This window comes from Neptuniibacter sp. QD48_11, from assembly GCF_047778095.1.
Taxonomy (GTDB): domain Bacteria; phylum Pseudomonadota; class Gammaproteobacteria; order Pseudomonadales; family Balneatricaceae; genus Neptuniibacter.
This window is the reverse complement of the sequence record NZ_CP180551.1, coordinates 3,521,701-3,543,007: the sequence shown is the minus strand read 5'-3', so window position 1 is coordinate 3,543,007 and position 21,307 is coordinate 3,521,701. Positions and strand designations below refer to the sequence as shown.

Annotated in this window: 22 protein-coding genes; 12 read left to right on the top strand and 10 right to left on the bottom strand. The window is 45.7% G+C overall.

The genetic code is table 11. The features are described 5' to 3' along the window. Positions 1-136 precede the first annotated feature (136 nt). A complete protein-coding gene (locus ACMXYU_RS16715; RefSeq protein ID WP_415892862.1) occupies positions 137-1,108 on the bottom strand; it encodes a PstS family phosphate ABC transporter substrate-binding protein in 972 nt (323 codons plus the stop codon). Positions 1,109-1,331: 223 nt separating this feature from the next. On the opposite strand from ACMXYU_RS16715, the gene ACMXYU_RS16710 reads away from it, so the two are divergent. Genes ACMXYU_RS16710 through ACMXYU_RS16700 form a run of 3 tightly spaced genes read left to right on the top strand, consistent with a single transcriptional unit; the run spans position 1,332 to position 2,676 of the window. Continuing rightward, positions 1,332-1,733, top strand: coding sequence for an acyl-CoA thioesterase (locus ACMXYU_RS16710; RefSeq protein WP_415892861.1), 402 nt, complete (start codon positions 1,332-1,334; stop codon positions 1,731-1,733). A 49-nt stretch (positions 1,734-1,782) separates the two neighbouring features. Continuing rightward, positions 1,783-2,280 (top strand): hypothetical protein, encoded by a 498-nt coding sequence (locus ACMXYU_RS16705; RefSeq protein WP_415899547.1) that lies wholly within the window; start codon positions 1,783-1,785, stop codon positions 2,278-2,280. Between the two features lie 42 nt (positions 2,281-2,322). Further along, positions 2,323-2,676: a GFA family protein gene (locus ACMXYU_RS16700; protein ID WP_415882884.1), complete on the top strand. Its 354-nt coding sequence runs from the start codon at positions 2,323-2,325 to the stop codon at positions 2,674-2,676. A 20-nt stretch (positions 2,677-2,696) separates the two neighbouring features. Here the strand turns inward: ACMXYU_RS16700 and ACMXYU_RS16695 are convergent, their stop codons facing one another. Beyond that, positions 2,697-3,926 (bottom strand): nucleoside recognition domain-containing protein, encoded by a 1,230-nt coding sequence (locus ACMXYU_RS16695; RefSeq protein ID WP_415899546.1) that lies wholly within the window; start codon positions 3,924-3,926, stop codon positions 2,697-2,699. 222 nt (positions 3,927-4,148) lie between these two features. Here ACMXYU_RS16695 and ACMXYU_RS16690 point away from each other — a divergent pair, with 222 nt between their 5' ends. Further along, a complete protein-coding gene (locus tag ACMXYU_RS16690; RefSeq protein WP_415899545.1) occupies positions 4,149-4,751 on the top strand; it encodes a fasciclin domain-containing protein in 603 nt (200 codons plus the stop codon). 74 nt (positions 4,752-4,825) lie between these two features. Here ACMXYU_RS16690 and ACMXYU_RS16685 read toward each other — a convergent pair whose 3' ends face one another. The 3 genes from ACMXYU_RS16685 to ACMXYU_RS16675 form a co-directional block, all read right to left on the bottom strand. Next, the gene (locus ACMXYU_RS16685; RefSeq protein ID WP_415899544.1) at positions 4,826-5,317 is read right to left on the bottom strand and encodes a DUF6942 family protein; all 492 of its coding nucleotides are present in this window, start codon (positions 5,315-5,317) and stop codon (positions 4,826-4,828) included. Between the two features lie 6 nt (positions 5,318-5,323). Then, positions 5,324-5,674, bottom strand: coding sequence for a ribbon-helix-helix domain-containing protein (locus tag ACMXYU_RS16680; RefSeq protein ID WP_415899543.1), 351 nt, complete (start codon positions 5,672-5,674; stop codon positions 5,324-5,326). A gap of 87 nt (positions 5,675-5,761) precedes the next feature. Beyond that, positions 5,762-6,331: a DJ-1/PfpI family protein gene (locus ACMXYU_RS16675; protein ID WP_415889663.1), complete on the bottom strand. Its 570-nt coding sequence runs from the start codon at positions 6,329-6,331 to the stop codon at positions 5,762-5,764. A 214-nt stretch (positions 6,332-6,545) separates the two neighbouring features. Between ACMXYU_RS16675 and ACMXYU_RS16670 the strand changes: the two genes are divergently transcribed. Beyond that, positions 6,546-7,418 (top strand): AraC family transcriptional regulator, encoded by an 873-nt coding sequence (locus ACMXYU_RS16670; RefSeq protein WP_415899542.1) that lies wholly within the window; start codon positions 6,546-6,548, stop codon positions 7,416-7,418. Here ACMXYU_RS16670 and ACMXYU_RS16665 read toward each other — a convergent pair. From ACMXYU_RS16665 to ACMXYU_RS16650, 4 genes are all read right to left on the bottom strand, one after another. After that, on the bottom strand, positions 7,387-8,145 hold the full coding sequence (locus tag ACMXYU_RS16665; RefSeq protein ID WP_415899541.1) for a substrate-binding periplasmic protein: 759 nt from the start codon (positions 8,143-8,145) through the stop codon (positions 7,387-7,389). The genes ACMXYU_RS16670 and ACMXYU_RS16665 overlap by 32 nt on opposite strands. A gap of 101 nt (positions 8,146-8,246) precedes the next feature. Further along, complete coding sequence (uvrD, locus tag ACMXYU_RS16660) at positions 8,247-10,460, bottom strand: DNA helicase II (protein WP_415899540.1); 2,214 nt, start codon at positions 10,458-10,460, stop codon at positions 8,247-8,249. A gap of 121 nt (positions 10,461-10,581) precedes the next feature. Continuing rightward, positions 10,582-11,538 (bottom strand): homoserine kinase, encoded by a 957-nt coding sequence (locus ACMXYU_RS16655; RefSeq protein WP_415899539.1) that lies wholly within the window; start codon positions 11,536-11,538, stop codon positions 10,582-10,584. A 46-nt stretch (positions 11,539-11,584) separates the two neighbouring features. Further along, complete coding sequence (locus ACMXYU_RS16650) at positions 11,585-11,863, bottom strand: DUF2782 domain-containing protein (RefSeq protein ID WP_415899538.1); 279 nt, start codon at positions 11,861-11,863, stop codon at positions 11,585-11,587. 93 nt (positions 11,864-11,956) lie between these two features. Here ACMXYU_RS16650 and polA point away from each other — a divergent pair, with 93 nt between their 5' ends. Further along, the gene (gene polA / locus ACMXYU_RS16645) at positions 11,957-14,722 is read left to right on the top strand and encodes a DNA polymerase I (RefSeq protein ID WP_415899537.1); all 2,766 of its coding nucleotides are present in this window, start codon (positions 11,957-11,959) and stop codon (positions 14,720-14,722) included. Between the two features lie 185 nt (positions 14,723-14,907). On the opposite strand, the gene yihA is transcribed toward polA, so the two are convergent. Further along, entirely contained in the window at positions 14,908-15,558 is a 651-nt protein-coding gene (yihA, locus tag ACMXYU_RS16640) for a ribosome biogenesis GTP-binding protein YihA/YsxC (protein ID WP_415899535.1), read from the bottom strand. 214 nt (positions 15,559-15,772) lie between these two features. Here yihA and ACMXYU_RS16635 point away from each other — a divergent pair, with 214 nt between their 5' ends. The 6 genes from ACMXYU_RS16635 (at position 15,773) to tatA (ending at position 21,299) form a co-directional block, all read left to right on the top strand. Next, positions 15,773-16,378: a c-type cytochrome gene (locus ACMXYU_RS16635; protein ID WP_415882867.1), complete on the top strand. Its 606-nt coding sequence runs from the start codon at positions 15,773-15,775 to the stop codon at positions 16,376-16,378. Positions 16,379-16,492: 114 nt separating this feature from the next. After that, entirely contained in the window at positions 16,493-17,116 is a 624-nt protein-coding gene (locus ACMXYU_RS16630; protein WP_415899534.1) for a thiol:disulfide interchange protein DsbA/DsbL, read from the top strand. A 136-nt stretch (positions 17,117-17,252) separates the two neighbouring features. Then, positions 17,253-18,842 (top strand): GGDEF domain-containing protein, encoded by a 1,590-nt coding sequence (locus ACMXYU_RS16625; RefSeq protein WP_415899533.1) that lies wholly within the window; start codon positions 17,253-17,255, stop codon positions 18,840-18,842. Positions 18,843-18,887: 45 nt separating this feature from the next. Beyond that, positions 18,888-20,522 (top strand): ubiquinone biosynthesis regulatory protein kinase UbiB, encoded by a 1,635-nt coding sequence (ubiB, locus tag ACMXYU_RS16620; protein ID WP_415899532.1) that lies wholly within the window; start codon positions 18,888-18,890, stop codon positions 20,520-20,522. An 87-nt stretch (positions 20,523-20,609) separates the two neighbouring features. Next, positions 20,610-20,942, top strand: a complete 333-nt coding sequence (locus ACMXYU_RS16615; protein WP_415882863.1) for a phosphoribosyl-ATP diphosphatase — start codon at positions 20,610-20,612, stop codon at positions 20,940-20,942. A gap of 102 nt (positions 20,943-21,044) precedes the next feature. Next, positions 21,045-21,299: a Sec-independent protein translocase subunit TatA gene (gene tatA / locus ACMXYU_RS16610; RefSeq protein ID WP_415882862.1), complete on the top strand. Its 255-nt coding sequence runs from the start codon at positions 21,045-21,047 to the stop codon at positions 21,297-21,299. Positions 21,300-21,307 lie beyond the last annotated feature (8 nt).

Genomic DNA, 21,307 nt, shown 5'->3' with positions numbered 1-21,307 from the left:
GGTCTCGGAAGTTTACTAAGAAGACGGCGCATACAATATGAAAAGTTTGTTACATCTGTATTACAGTGACTGTCATAAACGAAAAAAGGGGGCCAAAATGGCCCCCTTTTTCCTAAGATCAGATGATCAAGACATATTACATGCCTAGCGCTTTCATCTGCTTCTCTACAACTGCCGCTGGTAGTGGGATGTAGCCGTCTTTAACTACTACTTCCTGACCTACTTTAGACATAACCATTTTCAGGAACTCTTTCTCTAGAGGAGCTAGAGGCTGACCTGGCTTCTTGTTTACGTATACGTATAGAGAACGAGCTAGTGGGTACTTGCCGTTTAGCGCGTTTTCTGGAGTTGCTTCTACGAATGCGCCGCCATCTTTCTTAGTAAGAGGTAGTGCACGTACAGATGCAGTTTTGTAACCGATACCAGAGTAACCTAGTGCATTAAGAGAAGTAGATACAGACTGTACTACAGATGCAGAACCTGGCTGCTCGTTTACGTTGTTTTTGAAGTCGCCTTTACATAGAGCTTTCTTCTTGAAGTAGCCGTAAGTACCAGATACTGAGTTACGACCGAACAACTGGATGCTCTTGTCAGATAGGGAACCTGCTACACCAACATCACCCCAAGTTTTAGCGTCTGCAGCAGCGCCACACTTACGAGTAGAAGAGAAGATAGCGTCAACCTGGCTGATAGATAGACCTTCAACTGGGTTATCTTTGTGTACGAATACTGCTAGCGCATCGATTGCTACAGCAACAGGCGTTGGCTTGTAACCAAACTTCTTCTCGAATGCAGCGATCTCTTTGTCCTTCATCTTACGAGACATAGGACCGATGTTAGAAGTACCTTCAGTTAGCGCTGGTGGCGCAGTAGAAGAACCAGCCGCTTGAATCTGAATGTTAACGTTCGGGTAGTTACGTTTGAACTCTTCAGCCCAAAGCGTCATTAGGTTAGCTAGTGTGTCGGAACCTACAGAAGAAAGGTTACCAGAAACACCAGAAGCCTTAGAGTAAACTGGTAGGTTCTTGTCTAGCAGGTCAGATGCGTTTGCAGCTACACAAGTTGCAGAGATAGCAACAGCAGCAAGCAGCTTTTTCATTGGTTTCATGTATAGGCTCCAAAGAGTCTTAAAATTAGATATATGAGTTAAGATGCGAACACTATAATTTTCTTAAATGACAAAAGTGTGACACTTAGAAAAGAATTTTTACGTTGTACATATTCAGGGTATTAGCCTTTTGTATTAGAGTAAGCTTACTAATAAATACAAAATTCACAGTTTCTATCATTACCCTAAGGAGTGGGGATGGCAGTAAAGGAGGGGAAATCCCATGGAGCATGTCGAGGAAAATAGCCACCAGCCAGCAGGTGAATTAAGCCTACTTCTGCCGGCTTCAAGCGATGCCACCAATATGTTTGGCGATGTTTATGGTGGTTGGGTGTCCGCCAAAATCGTACAGGCAGCCGAAATTTATGCGGCTAAATTATCTAAAGGCCGAGTTTCTACCGTATCGGTCGGGCAGATGGCATTTCTATCACCAGTGCTAGAGGGAACTATTATGTCCTTCTACACTCAATTAATTGAAAGTGGCCGCAGTTCTTTGCGTATCCACGTAGAGGCTTGGGGCTGTTGCCCCGATGGCACCGAACTACGAAAAGTGACCGAAACCGAATGTGTGCAAGTAGCCATTGATGGCCACGGCCATATCCGTGATCTGGCGGTTGCCATATAAGCGGCTATAGTTACCTCTAAGATCAACCATAACAACAAGGATGTTAAATATGGCTCACGCAGATCCATTACCTATATACGAACAACTATCTAACACTGACAGTGTGATTGTGCAGGCAAATGATTTTGCTTTTCGCCGATCTTGCCTAGACGCGTATGAAGCGGCGTTAAAATTCTGCTTAGCAGAGTTGCACTTACCTAACTTACTGGATCAGGACTCGATGCACGCAGTTGAGCGCTATATCGCTCGACACTTCGCGGAGTTTTCGTTGGGTACACAGCAAGGTTTAAGTCAGGCGCCAGCCATTTGGCAGGCTTATCACAGCGCTTGGCCGCAACTGTCGACCTCAGAAAAGCAGGCCTTTGGCTTTACCGTTTTATCTTTAGTCTTTGGTGAAACGGTTGCTGCTGAAGCGGTCGGGTATGCAGGTACTTCTGCTCCGGCAACGTTGCAAGCCTTTGATATTGATGCCATGAGTCATGATGTTATTTATAACGGCATAGGTCAGACAGAACCGGATGGTAGCCTTTTAATAGACGAGAGCTAGTATCAATCGGGCCTTTGCTTAAACCAAGTGGAGGTGAGTGCTATGCCGGTATATCAAGGCAGTTGTCATTGCGGCAATGTTAGATTCAGTTTTCATGCCCCAGAGATTGTTGAAGGTGTGCGTTGTAACTGCTCTATCTGCCAGAAGAAAGGCGCAATGATGGGTAACTTTGTAGTCGACCCTAGCGACATCGATATTCAGGTATCGGATGATTCCTTGGCAACTTACGAGTTCGCGACCCATATCGCCAAACATCATTTTTGTAAGCAATGCGGTATCTACACTTTCCATCAAACCTTGCGTAAACCTGGTCATTACAGAGTGCATCTAGGCTGTGTCGATGGTGTAGATGTGTTGGCACTACCTTACGAACTGATTGATGGTGCTTCTTTGTAGCACTTTGTTAATGGTTTTATTTAGCCGAAGAACCAGTAACCCACAGTAATTGCGGCAATAATCCCGGCTAGATCTGCAGTAAGACCACAAGCGATAGCATGACGGGTATGGCGAATACCAACCGCACCAAAATAAACTGCCAGTACATAGAAGGTCGTTTCAGTTGAACCTTGGACAACCGAGGCTAGGTAAGCTGCGAAAGAATCAACACCATGGGTGCTCATGGTTTCCAACATCATGGCGCGTGCGCCAGAGCCGGAAAATGGCTTCATAATCGCAGTGGGCAGTGCATCAACAAAGCGGGTATCGGCGCCAACGCTGGCAAAGCCTTCACGTAGTAACCAGATAAACCCCTCTAACGCGCCACTTTCCCTGAGTACGCCAATCGCCACCAGCATGGCGAGCAGATAAGGGATAATTTTAATCGCGACTTCAAATCCCTCTTTGGCGCCATCAATAAAGGTTTCGTAGATATTCACCCCTTTAAAGTGGGCGATACAGAGAAAGCCAATAATCGCTGAGAAGATCATTAAGTTACCCACCAGCGATGATTGCCGTTGTAGCTCATCGATCGTTAGTGTCGTGAAATAGCCGATAAAAGCGAGTAATAGTGCAACAAATCCGCCGATATAGAGCAGAGTGACTCTTTCCCATAAACGGATCTTCTGCACAAAACTCACCGCCAATAAGCCAGCAAGTGTCGAGCAACAGGTCGCAATTAGAATAGGGATAAAGACCGACGTAGGGTCACTTGCCCCTTGTTGCGATCGATAGAGAAACACGGTGATCGGGAATAGCGTTACCGAGGAGGTGTTCAGTACCAGAAACAAAATCTGGGCATTAGTCGCGGTATCTTTATGTGGATTTAAGCTCTGCAGATCACGCATTGCCTTCAAACCTAGAGGCGTAGCGGCGTTATCTAAACCTAGAACATTGGCCGAGAGGTTCATAGTCATAGAGCCCATAGCTGGGTGACCTTTTGGCACTTCTGGCATCAAACGGCAGAAAAGTGGACTTATCCCCCGTGCAAACTTATCCACAAGGCCAGAACTTTCCGCCAGCTTCATGATGCCCAGCCAAAAGGCGAGGGTACCGATCAAACCGATGGATAACTCTACCGATAGCTTCGACATATCAAAGGTGGACTGAACCAAACGCTGGAATACTGCGGAATCATCTAGCCAGAGCCACTGATAGAGGGCTGCGCTAAAAGCGATTAGAAAAAAACTTAGCCAGATGCGATGAAGCATAAAAACCTTTTTAAATTTATCGCAATATCAGGGAGTTAAGTGGAACCATTAAAAACAAGAATATTCTATTCACAGGCATAAAAACAGAAAAAGAAAATTTTGTTGTACATTTTTTGATCTGTCCTTCAAGAACCTCCGTAGCACTGATTACGATGCACTTAAGCAAAATCTCATTAAGGCAGTAGAGGGCCTGCTTAAGGAATAAACGCGAGGAGAAGAACAATGAAAATTATAAAAACACTGGCCTGCTTTCTACTAGCTATACCATTAATGGCGACCGCAGGTTCCTACTCAATGAAGAAAGATATTGTCGATGTCGCTGCGGGTAATGAGAGTTTCTCTACCTTAGTGACGGCGCTGAAAGCTGCTGATCTAGTCGGTGCCCTCCAAGGTGATGGCCCCTATACTGTATTTGCGCCGACTAATGAAGCGTTCGCCAAACTGCCGGAAGAAACTTTGGCTAACCTGCTAAAGCCTGAGAACAAAAAAGACCTACAAGCGGTACTTACCTACCACGTAGTAGCCGGCAAAGTGGATGCAAAAACGGCTATGGGTTTAAGTGCAGCGCCATCCCTACAAGGTGAAAATATCGCGATTAGCTTAGCTGGCGGTAATGTGATGATCAATCAGGCGACTGTAGTTGCGGCTGATGTGGATGCAAGCAACGGTATTATCCACGTGATCGACACAGTGATTTTACCTGCATCGCTTCAGCAAGCGGCTGAGATCAATCGTATGACTGAAGATAACCCAACCGCTGCGGGTGCTAATCAGCAAACATTTAATATGAATTGGGAAAAGATTCAGAATCCGACTCTGAATTAAGTTATGTCTTAGTTCTGCGAGATAATAAGCCCTGATTATTCAGGGCTTTAATCGTTTTAAGCGCTTTGATCGTTTTAAGGACTTAGGTTTTTTACCAACCCAACCAACTGGCTGATTCTGGCATTGCTCAGTTGACGATAATCCAAATAAGGGCAGACGATCACTTTGTTGTCTGTATCTATCGCAAAGTACGGATCTAACCAAAGCAAGTTTTCTAGACCGAGTTCTTGGGCATAGGTTTTACCGGCAATGATATGGATACGATTTGGCTCTGATAGATTTGGCTTTGAAAACAGCAAGGCCATTGGGCTTTCTGCCTGATACAGCGACTGATCGCGCAACATCTGCCAAGTCTTAAACTCTACGTCGCTTTGTAGCTCAAACAGAAACTTAGCGCTGACATTAAAAATTTTGCGCCAATGATTACCGGTTTGATCCGCAATATGTTTGATCTCACCCGAGGTAAGTGGGCGAAGATGATCGAGAGTGGGGTAAGGCTCAATCGTTGGTCGATTGGCTATATAGATCGCGATCTCAAACCCTTGAGTGCCGAATCCGACAGTCATACAGGTTTAGTGACGCTTTTCGATTTCGTTCCTTAAAATCGCATCAGCATCCAAAGAGCTGATCGCCACCGTTTCATTCGTTGGGATATCGCCTGACAGTTGCAACGCCAGGTAGCGCATACAACAAACTCGTAGAAATGAAGTGAAGTTACCTAAGTCATGACCGGCATCGATCGATTCGTGATAGAGGCGGGTCAGCATCTGCGGAATATTTAGATCATCCCGTTCTGCGATCGCTGTCAGGGTCGTCCAAAAATAGTTTTCCAGACGTACGCTGGTAACCATACCGTCAATACGGATTGAGCGGGTGCTGCTTTTCCAAAGTTCTGGTTCGGCATTAATAAACAGTTTGCACATAGCTCTCTCCACTGATTTGACTATATAGGTAGCGACAAACTGCTTTCGGGTTCAGGTTTGGGGAGAAAGCAGCTTGCGCTAATTCTATTACATAGTTAGCAAAACCATAAACTGTGCTAACCAAGCAGGGTGTGCTGGCCATGCAGGGGCAGTGACTAGATTGCCATCAGTCACGGCTGCATCCAGAGGAATATCTGTGTATGTGCCACCAGATTGATTGATCTCTGGCGCGCATGCCGGGTATGCAGAGCAAGACTTACCTTCTAGAACGCCCGCAGCAGATAGCAATTGCGCACCGTGGCAGATTGCAGCGACGGGCTTGTTCTCTTTGAAGAAGTGGCGCACCATCTCGATCACTTCTTGGTTTAAACGTAGATATTCTGGTGCTCGACCACCTGGGATTACCAGTGCGTCATAATCTTCAACATTAATATCTGCGAACGTCGCGTTTAGAGTGAAGTTGTGGCCGCGTTTTTCAGTGTAGGTTTGGTCACCTTCGAAGTCGTGAATCGCTGTTGCAACCGTATCGCCGCTTACTTTCTCTGGGCATACCGCATCCACATGATGGCCAACCGTTAATAGGGTTTGGAACGGCACCATCGTTTCATAATCTTCGGTGAAATCACCGGTAATCATCAGAATCTTTTTGCTTTGCATTGTATTGGGCTCCCTTGTTTGGGCTTTTTATTTGAATGGCTGCTCAATACTTATCAAGGTAACAGGGCTTGGTTTGGGATAGGTATTAGCTGAATACTACATGGTGAAAAAGTGACCAATACTTTTGTTGCATGGGAATTGTTAAGCTAGCAGTCCTTGTTTAAATTCGACGAACTTAAACTCGATTGCCGATGGATGCTTTAGGCTGGTTTAGATGCAAAAGATTAAACACACCTTTTTTGAGAACAAGCGCCTAGCTGCTCTTGGGATTGAGCCGATTTCGTTCTCAGATCTCTACCAGAAGTTGCCGACTGTGCCTGAGCGTTTAGAGTTTTATATGCTGATTCTAGTGACCAAGGGGCATGGACAGCATTGCATCGACTTTATCGATTATGACTTGAGGCCGGGCACTTTGTTGTTTGTGCGGCCTGGTCAGGTTCAGGAATGGCAGGATTACTGTGATTTACAGGCAGAGGTCGTGCTGATTGATCCCGCAGCTCTACCGAATGATGAGCGGGTAAAATCTAAAGGCGTGGATCTGTTGGCTTTGCAAGATTGGCAAAATTGCACGCTACTAACCGAGCTTTTACAGGAGGATATTCTACAATCGATTTCACGCTTAAAGCGTGATTTTGAAGGGTTTGATGGTTCAGAGTTAGATATCTCACTTCTGCGAAATGAACTATTGAACCTGCTACTCCGCTTAGCGCGTTGGCAAAAGAAGGTCAGAGTTACCGATCAGGTTACAAGCCGATCCCGCAAAACCTATCAATTGTTTATCGATCTATTGGAGCAAGAGTACCGGACCGAGCATAGCCTGCGTTTCTACGCTGAAAAGCTCGGTTACGCCCAGAGCACTTTAAGTCGCGCTTGCATTCAGGTGGAGGGTTATAGCGCTAAGGTGGTGATTGATCGTCGTGTCGCTTTGGAAGCCAGACGTATGTTGGTGCATAGCTCAGCTTCTGTTGCAGAGGTAGGTTACTGGTTAGGCTTTAGTGAAGCTACTAACTTTGTAAAATTCTTTCGCCGCATGGTGGGCGTTACGCCGCAATTATTCAGGGAGCGGCGTTCGGAACTGCGGCGCTAATAGCGTTATGTTGGTTTAAATATTTCTTCACAATTTGATCACGGCGGCCACTACTAATCAGATTATCAATCGATTTATTGATTGGTTTTACCAAGTCTATACGAGCACGATGTATACGGATGTGTAAACTCGCTTCATCATGTATAGGGCCTGCTTCTAAGTATTTTTTTTGCGCTGAGGCATTAAAAATATCCTCGTTAACTATGCCAACGTCAGCTCGGCCTAAAGCCAGGGCGCGCATCAAGGTTGCTTCATTCTGAAAGTTGACCTTTTCTCCAAAATGTTCAGATCCTCGATAATCGAAGCCTCGGACAGTGGCGATAAGTTTATCGGATAGCTGCGAAAGCTTGTTTATCTCAAAGGACTTGCCTTTAGGAAAAATAAACATGTCTTTGGTCCAGTAAAATTGTTTACTAAAAACTTGGACCTCTTGCTCTCTCGGGCGTGCACGCCAAGCGGGGTTTGCACAGCAAGCTAAATGATAGAGCTGATTTTCAAAACCTATGCGGCGTCGCATAGGAGGTACTGGTAATAGCTGAGGTTTTAGACCTGCCCCTATTAGTATTTCTCTGAATAGGTCAGGATATATTCCGTGGGCTTGGCCATTCTTGATGATTGATAAGGGTGAACGATCCTGATCATAGATAGGCACTGTGATTACTTCAGCTGCTTTAGCAAAGGTGCAAGATATGATTAGGGCAGCGAAGACACTCCAGAGTTTATACATATCCCCTCCGTCACCTTAAAAATCTGAACGGTTTAAGTATAAGGTGACTTTTGGGAATTGGCCTTCTTTGCCTAGGAAATAGGCTTGGAAATCATTGGTGCTTATAACGGCGTTAGATTGGCAAAGCCAACCACCAGCCACTTACTACCTTCGTAATCGAAATTAACCTGTACTCTGGCCTTAGGCCCCGAACCTTCAAAGTTAAGTACAGTGCCATCACCAAATTTGCTGTGCATAACACGTTGACCCAGGGCAAGGTTGGTTTCTGGTACATCGCTGCTGCTAAGAGAGCTACTACCAAATAAGCTACTGCCTTGGTTATCGTTATGGCGGCTGGTCATGGGGCGGCTAACGCTAGCGTTAAGGCGAACCTCTTCCATCAAGTCGTTTGGAATTTCACCAATAAAGCGCGATGGTCGGTTGTAGTTATCTTGTCCATGCAGACGACGGGATTCAGCGTAAGTGATAAACAGCTTCTGCATCGCACGGGTGATACCTACATAGCAGAGGCGACGTTCTTCCTCTAAACGGCCCGGCTCTTCCACAGACATCTTATGCGGAAACAAGCCTTCTTCTACACCGGCTAGGAACACCTGAGGGAATTCCAGACCTTTTGCAGAGTGAAGGGTCATTAGCTGCACACTGTCTTGGTAATCATCTGCTTGCGCATCACCGGCATCCAGCGCTGCCTGGTCTAAGAATGCCGCAAGTGGGGAGTTAAATTCCTCATCCAGAAACTCATCCCATTGGCTGTTAAACTGCTTCGCTGCAGTGACCAGTTCTTCCAAGTTTTCTATACGGGATTGAGCTTTTTCGCCTTTCTCTTTTTTGTGGTGCTCGATCAGGCCTGAGTGTTGTATAACGTGCTCAGTCTGTTCGTGTAGCAGAGTGTCTTCGGTATCTTGTGCCATCTGATTGATCAGATCCAAGAAAGCTTGCAGGGCATTAGATGCACGCGCTGGTAGCTTTTTCAGTTCCACAATTTCGTTGGATGCGCGCCACATAGAGATCGCTTGGCTACGAGCATGCTCACGGATAATTTCGATGGTACGTGTGCCTATACCGCGTGTTGGTACATTGATTACACGCTCCATCGAGGTGTCATCGTCGCGGTTGCTTAGCAGGCGCATATAGGACAGCGCATTTTTGATCTCAAGGCGTTCATAGAAACGTTGGCCACCGTATATACGGTAGGGTACGCCACTACGAATCAAGGCTTCCTCGAGTACTCGGGACTGGGCGTTGGAGCGGTACAGAATCGCACACTCTTTACGGAGGTTGCCCTCTTGTACCCATTTACCGATTTGATCGACGATAAAACGCGCTTCATCTTGTTCGTTAAAGGCTGCATATAGTGAGATCGGCTCACCTTCGCCGGAATCTGTATGTAACTCTTTACCTAAGCGGCCTTGGTTATTGCGAATAACCTCGTTGGCTGCGCGAAGAATGGTCTCGGTGGAGCGGTAATTCTGCTCTAGCTTGATCGTCTCTGTACCGGGAAAGTGCACTGGAAGATTTTGAATATTCTCGATCTTAGCGCCACGCCAGCCGTAGATAGACTGGTCATCATCGCCCACCGCCATTAGTTTTTTCTGACCACCGCATAGCAGCTGCAGCCAACCATATTGAATAGTGTTGGTATCTTGGAACTCGTCCACCAGAATGTAGCGGAAGCGCTCTTGGTAGTGCTCTAGTAGTGCTGGGTTCTTATCGCGGAACAGCTCTAGGGAACGTAGCAAAAGCTCGCCAAAGTCGATCATGCCGCCACGTTCGCAGGCTTGCTCGTAAGCTTCGTAAACCGCGAGCATCTGCCGATCATTTAGATCATGGCGTGGTTCGATATGTTTAGCGCGTAGGCCATTATCTTTCTTATCGTTGATGTACCACTGGAATTGGCGAGCCGGCCAACGCTTATCATCCAGATTCATCTCTTTGGCTAAACGTTTAATCAGACGCAGCTGATCATCGCTGTCCATAATCTGGAAGTTTTCAGGTAAGCCAGCATCCTGCCAGTGAGCACGCAGTATACGGTGGGCTAAACCGTGGAAGGTACCGACCCACATGCCTTGAGGGTTGATACCTAACAGCTCCTCAATACGGCCACGCATCTCTTTCGCCGCTTTATTGGTGAACGTAACCGCCATAATAGAGTAGGGCGACATTCCCTCTGTCTGAATCAACCAAGCAATTCGGTGTACCAATACGCGGGTTTTACCAGAGCCAGCGCCGGCTAAAACCAGTAAGTTTTGTACCGGAGCGGTTACAGCATTGCGTTGGGCATCGTTCAGAGAATCGATAATGTGAGTTACGTCCATAGCGGCTTTCTGTTCACTGTATAAATAATCAGTGGCTGATTATAGCGGGTGTTAGCAAAAGAGGGCAGTGTTGATTTACGAAGACCCTATGTCTGGGGGTCTTCGTATCGGAAATCAGCGATTAAGGTAGCTGACTAGGATTGTTACGCCGATAGATCAGGATCTGTTTTAGCTCTTCTGGATCTTTCAGCTTCTGCTCGCTGTTTTCATCCAACCATGGGATTAAACGTGATAGCCAGAAGCGCATCGCGGCACTGCAAGTCAGCACAGGCCAAGCTTTGTATTCATCCTGAGTGAAAGGTCGCGCTTTTGCGTAGGCTTTAAGCAGTGCCTGCTCTCGTTTGCTATCAATCGAGCCATCAGGACGGCAACACCAATCATTAGCCACGATCGCCAGATCAAACAGCAGATAAGCGGTTGCGGCGTTATAAAGATCTAAAACCGCGCTGACTTCAGTTCCTTGGAACAGCACATTATCGTGGAATAGATCACCATGAATTGTGCCTGCTTTGATATCGCCCGGCTGTTCTCGAAGTTGATCAAAACGCGCTACTTCTTCCTGTAGCAGAGTCTGATCATTTTCAGATAACTTACTACGAATGAGTTCGCTTTCTCTACGCCACCAAAACACACCTCGGTGTGCTTGGCGCTCAAGATAGAAGTCTTCTGTTGCAACGTGGAACTCGCCTAACACTTTGCCTATGGCAGCACAGTGCTCAGGTGTGAGTTCTTGCTGACCCACATGCTCACCAAAGAACCTTGGTTGTAGCGCAGCAGGTTTCTTTTTCAGTTGTTTTAGGCCGATTCCGTTTCGATCCTGAATAGCAAAAGGTACAGCGATATCTCGCTGTGATAGCCATTGGCATAGCTCGACAAAGTAGGGAAGCTCTTCGTAGCTAAGCTCTTCAAACAAAGTGAGTACATACTCCGTCTCAATCCCTTCATTTTTCAGGGTGACAAAGTAGTTGGTATTTTCGATACCACCATCAATACCTTTGTAACTGACTAACTCTCCCAGATCATAATCTTTAAGGAATGCAGTTAGGTCAGTGTCATTAAGTTGCGTATATACAGCCAAGCGCTTTACTCACTTCGTAAATTTGAATTCGTTTGTTCCAGCGGATTTACCAACGGAACAGTACCCATTTAGGGATCAGCATTTGTGATTCTTCATGGCGAATAAATGAGCCTTCACCTGGCGCTGGAACCAGATAGTATTCTTTACCGTTTTTAGGCACGACCTTAATTTCCTGAAGCTGACCATTTACGCGGTACTCGTAATAGGTTTTATCTTCTTCGTGGAAGATTGTGATCTGTGGTTCGTTCTCATCAACCAGCGGTGGGACTTCGGCATAAGCTACAGGTGTCACTGCAAGTAGTGCTGCTAATAGTAGCTTTTTCATTATTCTTTCCTCTTTCATGGCAAGATTTCTTTTGGCAAATGAGCATATCGACTATGATCGGGTTTTTGAAGAATAACCAACCCGGATTTCCTGATGAGCGAACAGCAGCAAGCCAACTCCTCTCCTTTAATTTTAGTCGACGGTTCCTCTTATTTATACCGTGCTTTTTTTGCTTCACAACAGGCTGACCTGCGAAATTCTGCGGGAATCCCAACAGGAGCGATCCGAGTTGTTACTTCAATGCTGAAAAGCTTGATCAAACAGTATCCAGAAAGCCCTATTGCGGTGATCTTTGATGCTAAAGGTAAAACATTCCGTGATGAGATCTACAGCGATTATAAAGCCCAGCGTCCACCGATGCCGGATGATTTACGTAGTCAGGTAGAGCCGATCCACAACATCGTCAAAGCTTTGGGTATGCCGCTTATCGTAGAACCGGGTGTAGAAGCGGATGATGTCATCGGTACGATGGCGCGTGAAGCCAGCGCTCAAGGGATCGATACCCTGATCTCCACAGGCGATAAGGATATGGCGCAGCTGGTGGATCAACACGTAACGCTGATCAACACTATGACTGACACCATCATGGATATTGAAGGTGTAAAAGAGAAGTTTGGTATTCCGCCAGAGCTGATCATCGATTACTTGGCATTGATGGGCGATAAGGTCGATAACATCCCAGGCGTTCCGGGCGTGGGTGAAAAAACGGCTTTGGCTTTGCTGCAAGGTATCGGCGGTATTAAAGATCTATACGAAAACCTAGATAAAATTGCTGATCTTGGTTTCCGTGGTTCGAAAACTATGGCGAAGAAACTAGAAGATAACCGCGAAGAAGCGGATCTATCTTACCTACTGGCAACGATTAAAACCGACGTTGAGCTGCATGAAAAAGTCGAAGAGATCGTTAAGCCAGAGCCAAATAAAGATCAGTTAATTGAGTTATACAAAGAATTTGAATTCAAGACTTGGGTGCGTGAGCTGGAATCTGGTGAGAGCGGTGCTGCAATCGCTGCTGATCCATCGGAGCCATCTACTCCAGAAGCACCTAAAGATGTTGAATACACAACAGTGCTTACAGAATCCGATCTAGATGGCTGGATTGAAAAGTTATCCACAGCCGAACTTTTTGCCTTCGATACAGAAACGACCAGTCTCAACTATATGGAAGCTGAGCTGGTGGGTGTTTCCTTTGCGGTAGAGCCGGGCAAAGCTGCTTATGTGCCTGTTGCGCATGATTACATGGGCGCGCCAGAGCAAATCAGCCGTGATGTTCTTTTGACTAAGCTGAAACCACTGTTAGAAAGTGAAGATCACAAAAAGATCGGTCAGCATATTAAATACGATATGAACGTGTTGGCTCGTTACGATATCGATCTAAAAGGTGTGGCGTTCGATACTATGCTGGAGTCCTACGTGCTGAACTCCACGGCAACGCGTCACGATATGGACAGCTTGGCTGATCGTTATTTAGGTGTGAAAACGGTTAAGTTCGAAGAGATCGCCGGTAAAGGTAAAAAACAGCTGACCTTCAACCAGATCGAACTAGAACAAGCAGCGCCTTATGCTGCGGAAGATGCTGATATCACCCTGCGTCTACATCAAGCGATCGATAGTCAGCTAAGCCAAGATGAAACGCTAAGCAAAGTTTTCAATGAGATCGAAAAACCGTTGATTCCAGTACTGTCACGTATCGAGCGTAACGGTGCTTTGGTTGATGCATCAATGCTCGGTGAACAAAGTATCGAACTGGCTGCACGTATGGTGGAACTAGAGCGCGAAGCTTACGATATTGCTGGGAAAGAGTTTAATCTGGCGTCACCAAAGCAGCTGCAGCAGATTCTATTTGAAGAGCTTAGTATCCCGGTGATTAAGAAGACACCAAAAGGTGCACCATCGACTGCCGAGGAAGTGCTTCAAGAGTTGGCACTAGAATATCCTCTGCCTAAGTTGATTCTTGAACACCGTAGCTTGAGCAAGCTTAAATCTACTTACACCGATAAGCTTCCGCTAATGATCAGTCCAAGTACTGGGCGCATTCATACCTCTTACCATCAAGCGGTGACAGCGACGGGCCGTCTATCTTCGACAGATCCGAACCTGCAGAACATTCCGGTACGTACCCAGGAAGGCCGTCGTATTCGTCACGCCTTCATCGCCCCAGAAGGCTACAAGGTTGTAGCTGCCGATTACTCGCAGATCGAACTGCGTATTATGGCGCACCTTTCTCAGGATCAGGGTTTACTGGATGCTTTCTCTAAAGGTGCCGATATCCACCGTGCGACAGCGGCAGAAGTTTTCAAAGTTGAACTCGATCAGGTATCGGATGATCAGCGTCGCAGTGCTAAAGCGATCAACTTCGGTTTGATTTATGGTATGTCTGCGTTTGGTCTAGCGAAGCAGTTAGGTATCGCCCGTAAAGATGCAGCGCAGTATATCGAACACTATTTCGAGACCTATCCTGGCGTGCAGCACTATATGGATGATATTCGTACAAAAGCACAGGAGCAGGGTTACGTTGAAACTCTGTTCGGTCGCCGTTTGTACCTGCCAGAGATTAAAGCGAAAAACGCGATGCGCCGTCAGGCTGCTGAACGTACTGCGATCAATGCGCCAATGCAGGGTACAGCTGCAGATATTATTAAGCGCGCGATGGTGGCGGTAGATGCTTGGTTAGCCGAGTCCGATTTTGATGTCCGTATGATCATGCAGGTACACGATGAATTGGTCTTTGAAGTACGTGAAGATCAGGTAGACGCCTTTGTTGCTGAGGTGAAAGAACAGATGGCGGGTGCGGCTGATCTGGATGTGCCGCTGCTAGTTGAAGCCGGTGTCGGTGAGAACTGGGAACAGGCTCACTAAGTTCAGAAAATATTTTTGAATGTTTTTTGAACAAAAGGGAACTTTTCAAAATATAGAGAGTCAACAGCTTTAAGAGTCACTTACACATACATCGTGCCATGGCTGTGGCTCTTTACAACAAGCATGCGTTAAAGCCCTGAGAAATTGACAGTTCCCCTTCCTAAGTTTCCCAGGGCTTTCTTTTGTTATTCGCCTTCAAATTCCTCTTCGAAATCATCTTCCGGCAGTAGCCATAGATCCAAACGCTGTCGCAGCTGATCGACATTTTGTTTCTTCAGTGCAGAGAAGGTTTGTACAGTCACCAGATCGCCTAGAACGGCAGTTAGTTCCTTACGAATCTTCAACATAGTCGACTGAGCTGGGCCTTTTTTCAGCTTGTCGGATTTGGTTAACAGTACATGTAGCGGCATCTCAGTACTGAGGCACCAATCAACCATCATCTGATCGAACTCTTTCATTGGATGACGAATATCCATTACCAGCACAACGCCTTGTAAGCATTGGCGCTTTTGTAGGTACTCTTCCAAGTGCTGCTGCCAATGCTGTTTCATTGCGACAGGTACTTTGGCGTAGCCATAACCTGGCAAATCGACAATACGCACGTCTTCGATATTTAGATCGAAGAAGTTAATCAATTGGGTACGGCCTGGCGTTTTCGATGTACGTGCCAATTTGTTGTTATTGGTCAGCGTATTGATCGCACTGGATTTACCTGCATTTGAGCGGCCTGCGAAAGCGACTTCTGCGCCTATATCCGCCGGACACTGGTGTAATTTTGCCGCACTCTTATTAAATTTTGCGGTGTTGTAGTGAACGGTTTTTTGATCTGAAGACATATTTTTAAGTCGCTTTTTAAGAAATCGCTACTAAAGGAACAGAGATTGCCGTTCCAGTTTGTGTGGATATTGGTTTATAATTGCGCCAATTTTACCTGCGAACAGGCCTAAGCTCTAGTCTGCAGGGAAGTGAGGATAACATCGGTCAACGCTTAATGACTCATCATTACGCCTATGGCCGTCTAATTTTAATAGCAAGAGTCTGGGTTCATCGATGAATAAACTACTGATTAGCTTGCTGGTGACCGTTGGTATCACTGGTGTAGCTCACGCAGCGGGTGATGCTGCTAAAGGTAAAGGAATGACTGCAATGTGTGCTGCTTGTCACGGTGCTGACGGTAACAGTGCAATCGCAAACTTCCCTAAGCTAGCAGGTCAGAACGAAAAATATCTGATCAAACAGCTTCAAGATATCAAATCTGGTAAGCGTACAGTTGTAGAAATGACTGGTCTTCTAAACTCTTACAGCGACCAGGACATTGCTGATATCTCTGCTTACTTTGCTAAGCAGACTGGTACTGTAGGCCACGCTGCTAAAGATCTTGTTGAACAGGGTCAGAAAATCTACCGAGCAGGTATCGCAGATAAAGGTGTTGCTGCTTGTACAGCTTGTCACGCACCAACAGGTGAAGGTAACAGCCAAGCAGGCTTCCCAGGTATCGGCGGCCAGCACGCTGCATACACTGAAAAGCAGCTAAAAGATTTTGCTAAAGGCGCACGTAACAACGATCCACAGCAGATGATGCAGGATATTGCGGCGAAGCTTAGCGATGACGAAATCAAAGCGGTTTCTAGCTACATTCAAGGTCTGGGCAAGTAAGTTCAGCTTGGATTCAATAAAGGCAGCTTAGGCTGCCTTTTTTGTACGTGGTAGGAACTTAGGTTTTATTTTATTGTCTACCACCCGGTCCTATTGTTTTCGGAGCAAAGAATAATGAAAAAGTTTGGGTTGATGTTAGTGGCGTTGCTTTTGCCGTTTATGGCACAGGCTGAAGAGTTTAAAGAAGGTGTTCACTACGCCAAAGTTCCTGTAGCAAGCACTATGCAGGAAAAGAGCAAAATTGAAGTTATCGAAATGTTCGGATACCCATGCCCTCATTGTAATAACTTTGAGCCATTGATTAAGCATTGGGAAAAGAACAAAAGTGAAGACGTGAAATTTGTTCGTACCCCAGTTGCGTGGAATCCTCGTTGGGAACAAATGGCGCGTGCGTTTTATGCGTCTGAATTTATGAAAACGCTGGATAAAACTCACGAAGCGACTTTTCACGCGATTCATGTAGAACGTCGTCGTTTTATAGATAAAGACGATTTTGCTGATTATTACGGTAACCTAGGCGTTGATACAGGTAAATTCCAAAGCTTATTCAACTCCTTTGCGGTAGAAACTAAGATCCGCCAAGGCCGTAAGCAGCTAGAAAACTACGGTATCAAAGGTGTGCCTGCGATGGTTGTGAATGGTAAATATCATGTCACAGCAGGTATGGCGGGTGGCCATAAGAAGATGCTTGAAGTCGTTGATTTCCTTGTTGAGAAAGAGCGCTCCGCTGCGAAGTAAATAAAATATGCAAAGAAAAACGCCCTCTAGAGGGCGTTTTTTTATATCTGATTGATATCAGACCTAGTGCGAAGAACAGAGTTCGACTAACATGAAGTCTGACTGATGTTGATGTTGTGTACTCCGAGGAACTGGTGTGGCAGAAGAACAGGTAGACTGGAAGAAAAAATACCGAGAGCTGACTCTAGAATTTGAGCGGTTTGAGCGAAAAAGTGTTGATACTGAACAGCAGTTACGCCAGTTAGCCGGTTATATGTCTATCGGTTTAGAAGGTGATAATCCACAATTTGATGCTGAACTCGCAGCATTGAAACCACTACTTCATGAGCAGTGCACAGAGCATCTCGGCTTTTTACAAAAAATCAGTCGCCGTATTGAAAAACAAGTTCAACATCGTGAAGACCTTCGCGGAAAAACTGCCAAGCAAACAGTTGCTGCCCTTCTTAAGTGGATTCGCATGCTACGCACTCAAGTGCAAAATAGCGGTTCACAAAACCTGCTGGATTCCCTAGAGCGTCGCAGTAATGAAGTTGAAGCGAAAGGTTACGAACTACCTGCTGTTCTAGCTGATCTGATTGAGCTACAAAGCCATATCGAAACGGGAACAGAAGAGAGTGCAGAGATCAGTGACAGCGACTTCTCTCTAGACACGACTGCTTCAACAGATGCGCTGGGCGATGAAGTTAAATTACTCTTAAAACGTATTGGCGCTGAGCTTTTAGAGCTGATTAGCGGCTTGTACGTGCCTAAAGAGGAAAACCCCAATGCGCGTAAGTTGGTGAAACGCATCGAAGATGGCTTTGAGTTACCGCATCTGCCGGAGATCGTTCATCAAGTTGTGCAGCTGGTTATCAAATCAACCAGCAATACCAGTGAAGATTTCGAGAACTACCTGTTGGAACTCAGCACGCGCTTAACTGAGGTTCAAACTTTTGTGGTTGATAGCCGCCAGGAGCAGCAAGAGATAGGTCAGAACCAACGTGATCTTGATATCCAAGTTCGACGTGACGTTAAAAAGCTGCACCACACGGTCAAGAATACCAATGATATTACAGACCTGAAAAAGGCGGTTTCACTGCAACTTTCAGGTCTAGTTCGTGCTATGGATAGCTTCAAAAAGAAAGAAGAAGAGCGCGAACAGCGATTGCAAGGTCGTTATGAAGACCTGATCGATAAAGTTGAATTGATGGAGCAGGAAACACGTAAGGTCAAAGCGCATATGGAAGAGGAGCGCTTACGTGCACGCACAGACCCTCTTACAGGCTTACCAAACCGCGCTGCCTATGATGAACACATTGATCAGGAATATGAGCGTTGGTCGCGTTACCGTACATTATTCTCTGTAGTTGTCGGCGACTTGGATTTCTTTAAGAAAATCAACGATACCTACGGGCATTTAGCCGGTGATAAAGTACTACGTTTGGTAGCAAAAGTTATCACTAAGAATATCCGCGTAACTGACTTTGTTGGTCGTTACGGTGGTGAAGAGTTTATTATTATCCTTCCTTCTACTGGCGCAGAAGAGGCCTCGCAGGCAATGGAAAAATTGCGAGAATCTTTAGCCAGCAGCCCATTTAATTTCCATGGCAAGCCCGTGGGGATTACAATGTCGTTCGGCGTAACAGAAATCAAAGAGGGTGATTCTCTTGATGATGTCTTTACCCGTGCTGATGAAGCATTGTATCAAGCCAAAGAAGATGGCCGTAACTTAGTCAGAACTAAGTAACGTCACTACTTATCTATTAATTTTTAGCAACAAGGTTTCCCTGCTGTGAAACGTCTATCGCGAATTCTGAAGATTGTTCAGGTTTTTGCTCGGTATCGATTGGATACTCTATTTTTGGGTTTAGCCCTTCCTTGGTATGTTCGATGCCTGTTTTGGTTATTGCCTTGGCGTTTATTTATTCCAGCAAAGCAACCGCAAGCGGTACGTGTTCGTTTAGCGTTAGAAGCATTGGGTCCAGTTTTTGTTAAATTCGGTCAGATGTTATCCACCCGCCGAGATCTATTGCCGGATGATCTGGCAGAAGAACTGAAAAAACTGCAAGATCGTGTGCCGCCGTTCTCTGGACCGCAAGCACAAGGATTGATTGAAAAAGCACTGGAAAAGCCAGTTTTAGAGCTATTTGCTGAGTTTGAGGTAGAGCCTATGGCGTCTGCTTCGGTTGCTCAGGTTCACAAAGCGACCATGCTTGATGGCAGCGAAGTGGTCGTTAAAGTTATTCGACCGGGCATTGGTAAGACTATCCGTAAGGATGTGGACCTTCTCTTCAGCTTGGCGCGCCTTGTTCATGTGGTTTGGGAAGAGGGACGCCGCCTGCGCCCAGTAGAGGTGGTTTCTGAGTATGAGCAGACAATCTTCGACGAGTTGGATCTTCGGAAAGAGGCGGCTAATGGCTCGCAGTTAAGACGTAACTTTGAAAACAGCGATATTCTTTATATCCCGGAAATTTACTGGGATTACACGCGTTCTAATGTACTCGTAATGGAACGCATTCACGGTATTCCGGTTGCTGAAGTTGATCAGTTGAATGAACAGAATACCGATATGAAAGCGCTGGCAGAACGCGGCGTAGAGATCTTCTTTACTCAGGTATTCCGAGACAGTTTTTTTCATGCGGATATGCACCCAGGTAATATCTTTGTCTCTCGCAATAACCCAAGTTCACCACAATATATCGCGGTAGATTTTGGGATTATTGGCTCGCTTACCCCGGAAGATCAAAGCTATCTAGCCCGCAACTTTCTTGCTTTCTTCAAACGTGACTACCGAATGGTAGCGCAATTACACGTTGATTCAGGCTGGGTGCCTGCAGACACAAATGTTGATGCATTTGAAACGGCTATTCGTAGTGTGTGTGAGCCGATCTTTGAAAAGCCGTTAAAAGATATCTCTTTCGGACAGGTGCTTTTAGGTTTGTTCCAAACTGCGCGTCGTTTCAATATGGAAGTGCAGCCACAACTAGTACTTCTACAGAAAACGCTTCTAAATATCGAAGGCTTAGGTCGACAGCTGTATCCAGATCTAGATTTGTGGGAAACAGGTAAGCCGTTTTTAGAGAATTGGATGAAAGAGCGGATGGGGCCAAAAGGTGTTTATCGTTCGATTAAACAGCAAGCACCTGATTGGCTAGAGAAAATGCCGCATATGCCGCAACTAATTTTTGATTCTCTAAACCAGATCCGGAATTTAGATAGCGCACGTCAGCGCGATATTAGAGCTTATCAACAAGCAAAAGAAACCTTAGAAAGCAAAGCTTCTAGAAGACGAAATCTAGGGTTGATACTCATTGCGGGTGCTATAGCTGTTGCTAATCCAGATGTAATGGAATGGCTATGCGATTTGCCTACCAGTAGTTGGATTTTGGCAGGTGTCGGAATAGTACTATTGTTGAAACGTTCATGATCCTCCTTTAGGAGGGGATGGTGGAAGCAATATTGATCGGGTATGCTTCCGCACGTAAGTTAGTCTTAATTGAAAGTGAGTGAATAAATGAGTGACGTATTAACTCAGCTGGGTGAAGTTCTGGAACAGCGTAAATCAGCAGCCCCAGATAGTTCATATGTATCTAGCTTACACGCTAAGGGCTTGAATAAGATCTTAGAGAAGGTCGGTGAAGAAGCAACAGAAACAATTCTGGCTGCTAAAGACGCGCAGACCAGCGGTGACAATAAAGATGTCATTTATGAAACAGCCGATCTTTGGTTTCACAGCTTAGTTGCATTGTCGCACCTAGGTGAAGAACCGCAGGCAGTCTTAGATGAATTGGCACGTAGATTCGATCTATCGGGCCTAGAAGAAAAAGCGTCTCGCACTAAAAAATAAATACAGATCCTAAGGCGTTCTCAAAACGTGTAACGTGGATCATTCCAACAGATTTCTATGATGGCAGTTAAAAGAGCTGCTATGTGATAGCGGAGAGTAAAAATGGGTTTAGGTGGTATCAGTATTTGGCAGCTATTGATTATTTTGGCCATTATTATTCTGATTTTTGGTACTAAAAAATTCAAAAACATCGGGAGCGATCTAGGTGGTGCTGTTAAAGGCTTCAAAAAAGCCATGACAGAAGAAGAAAAAGCCAAAGAAGAAGCTGAAAACAAACAGATCAAACAGGAAGACGCTGATTTTACTGAGGCTAAAAAAGCTGACGACGTAAAAGCTGAACAGAAGTCTGACAAATAACAGGCTTT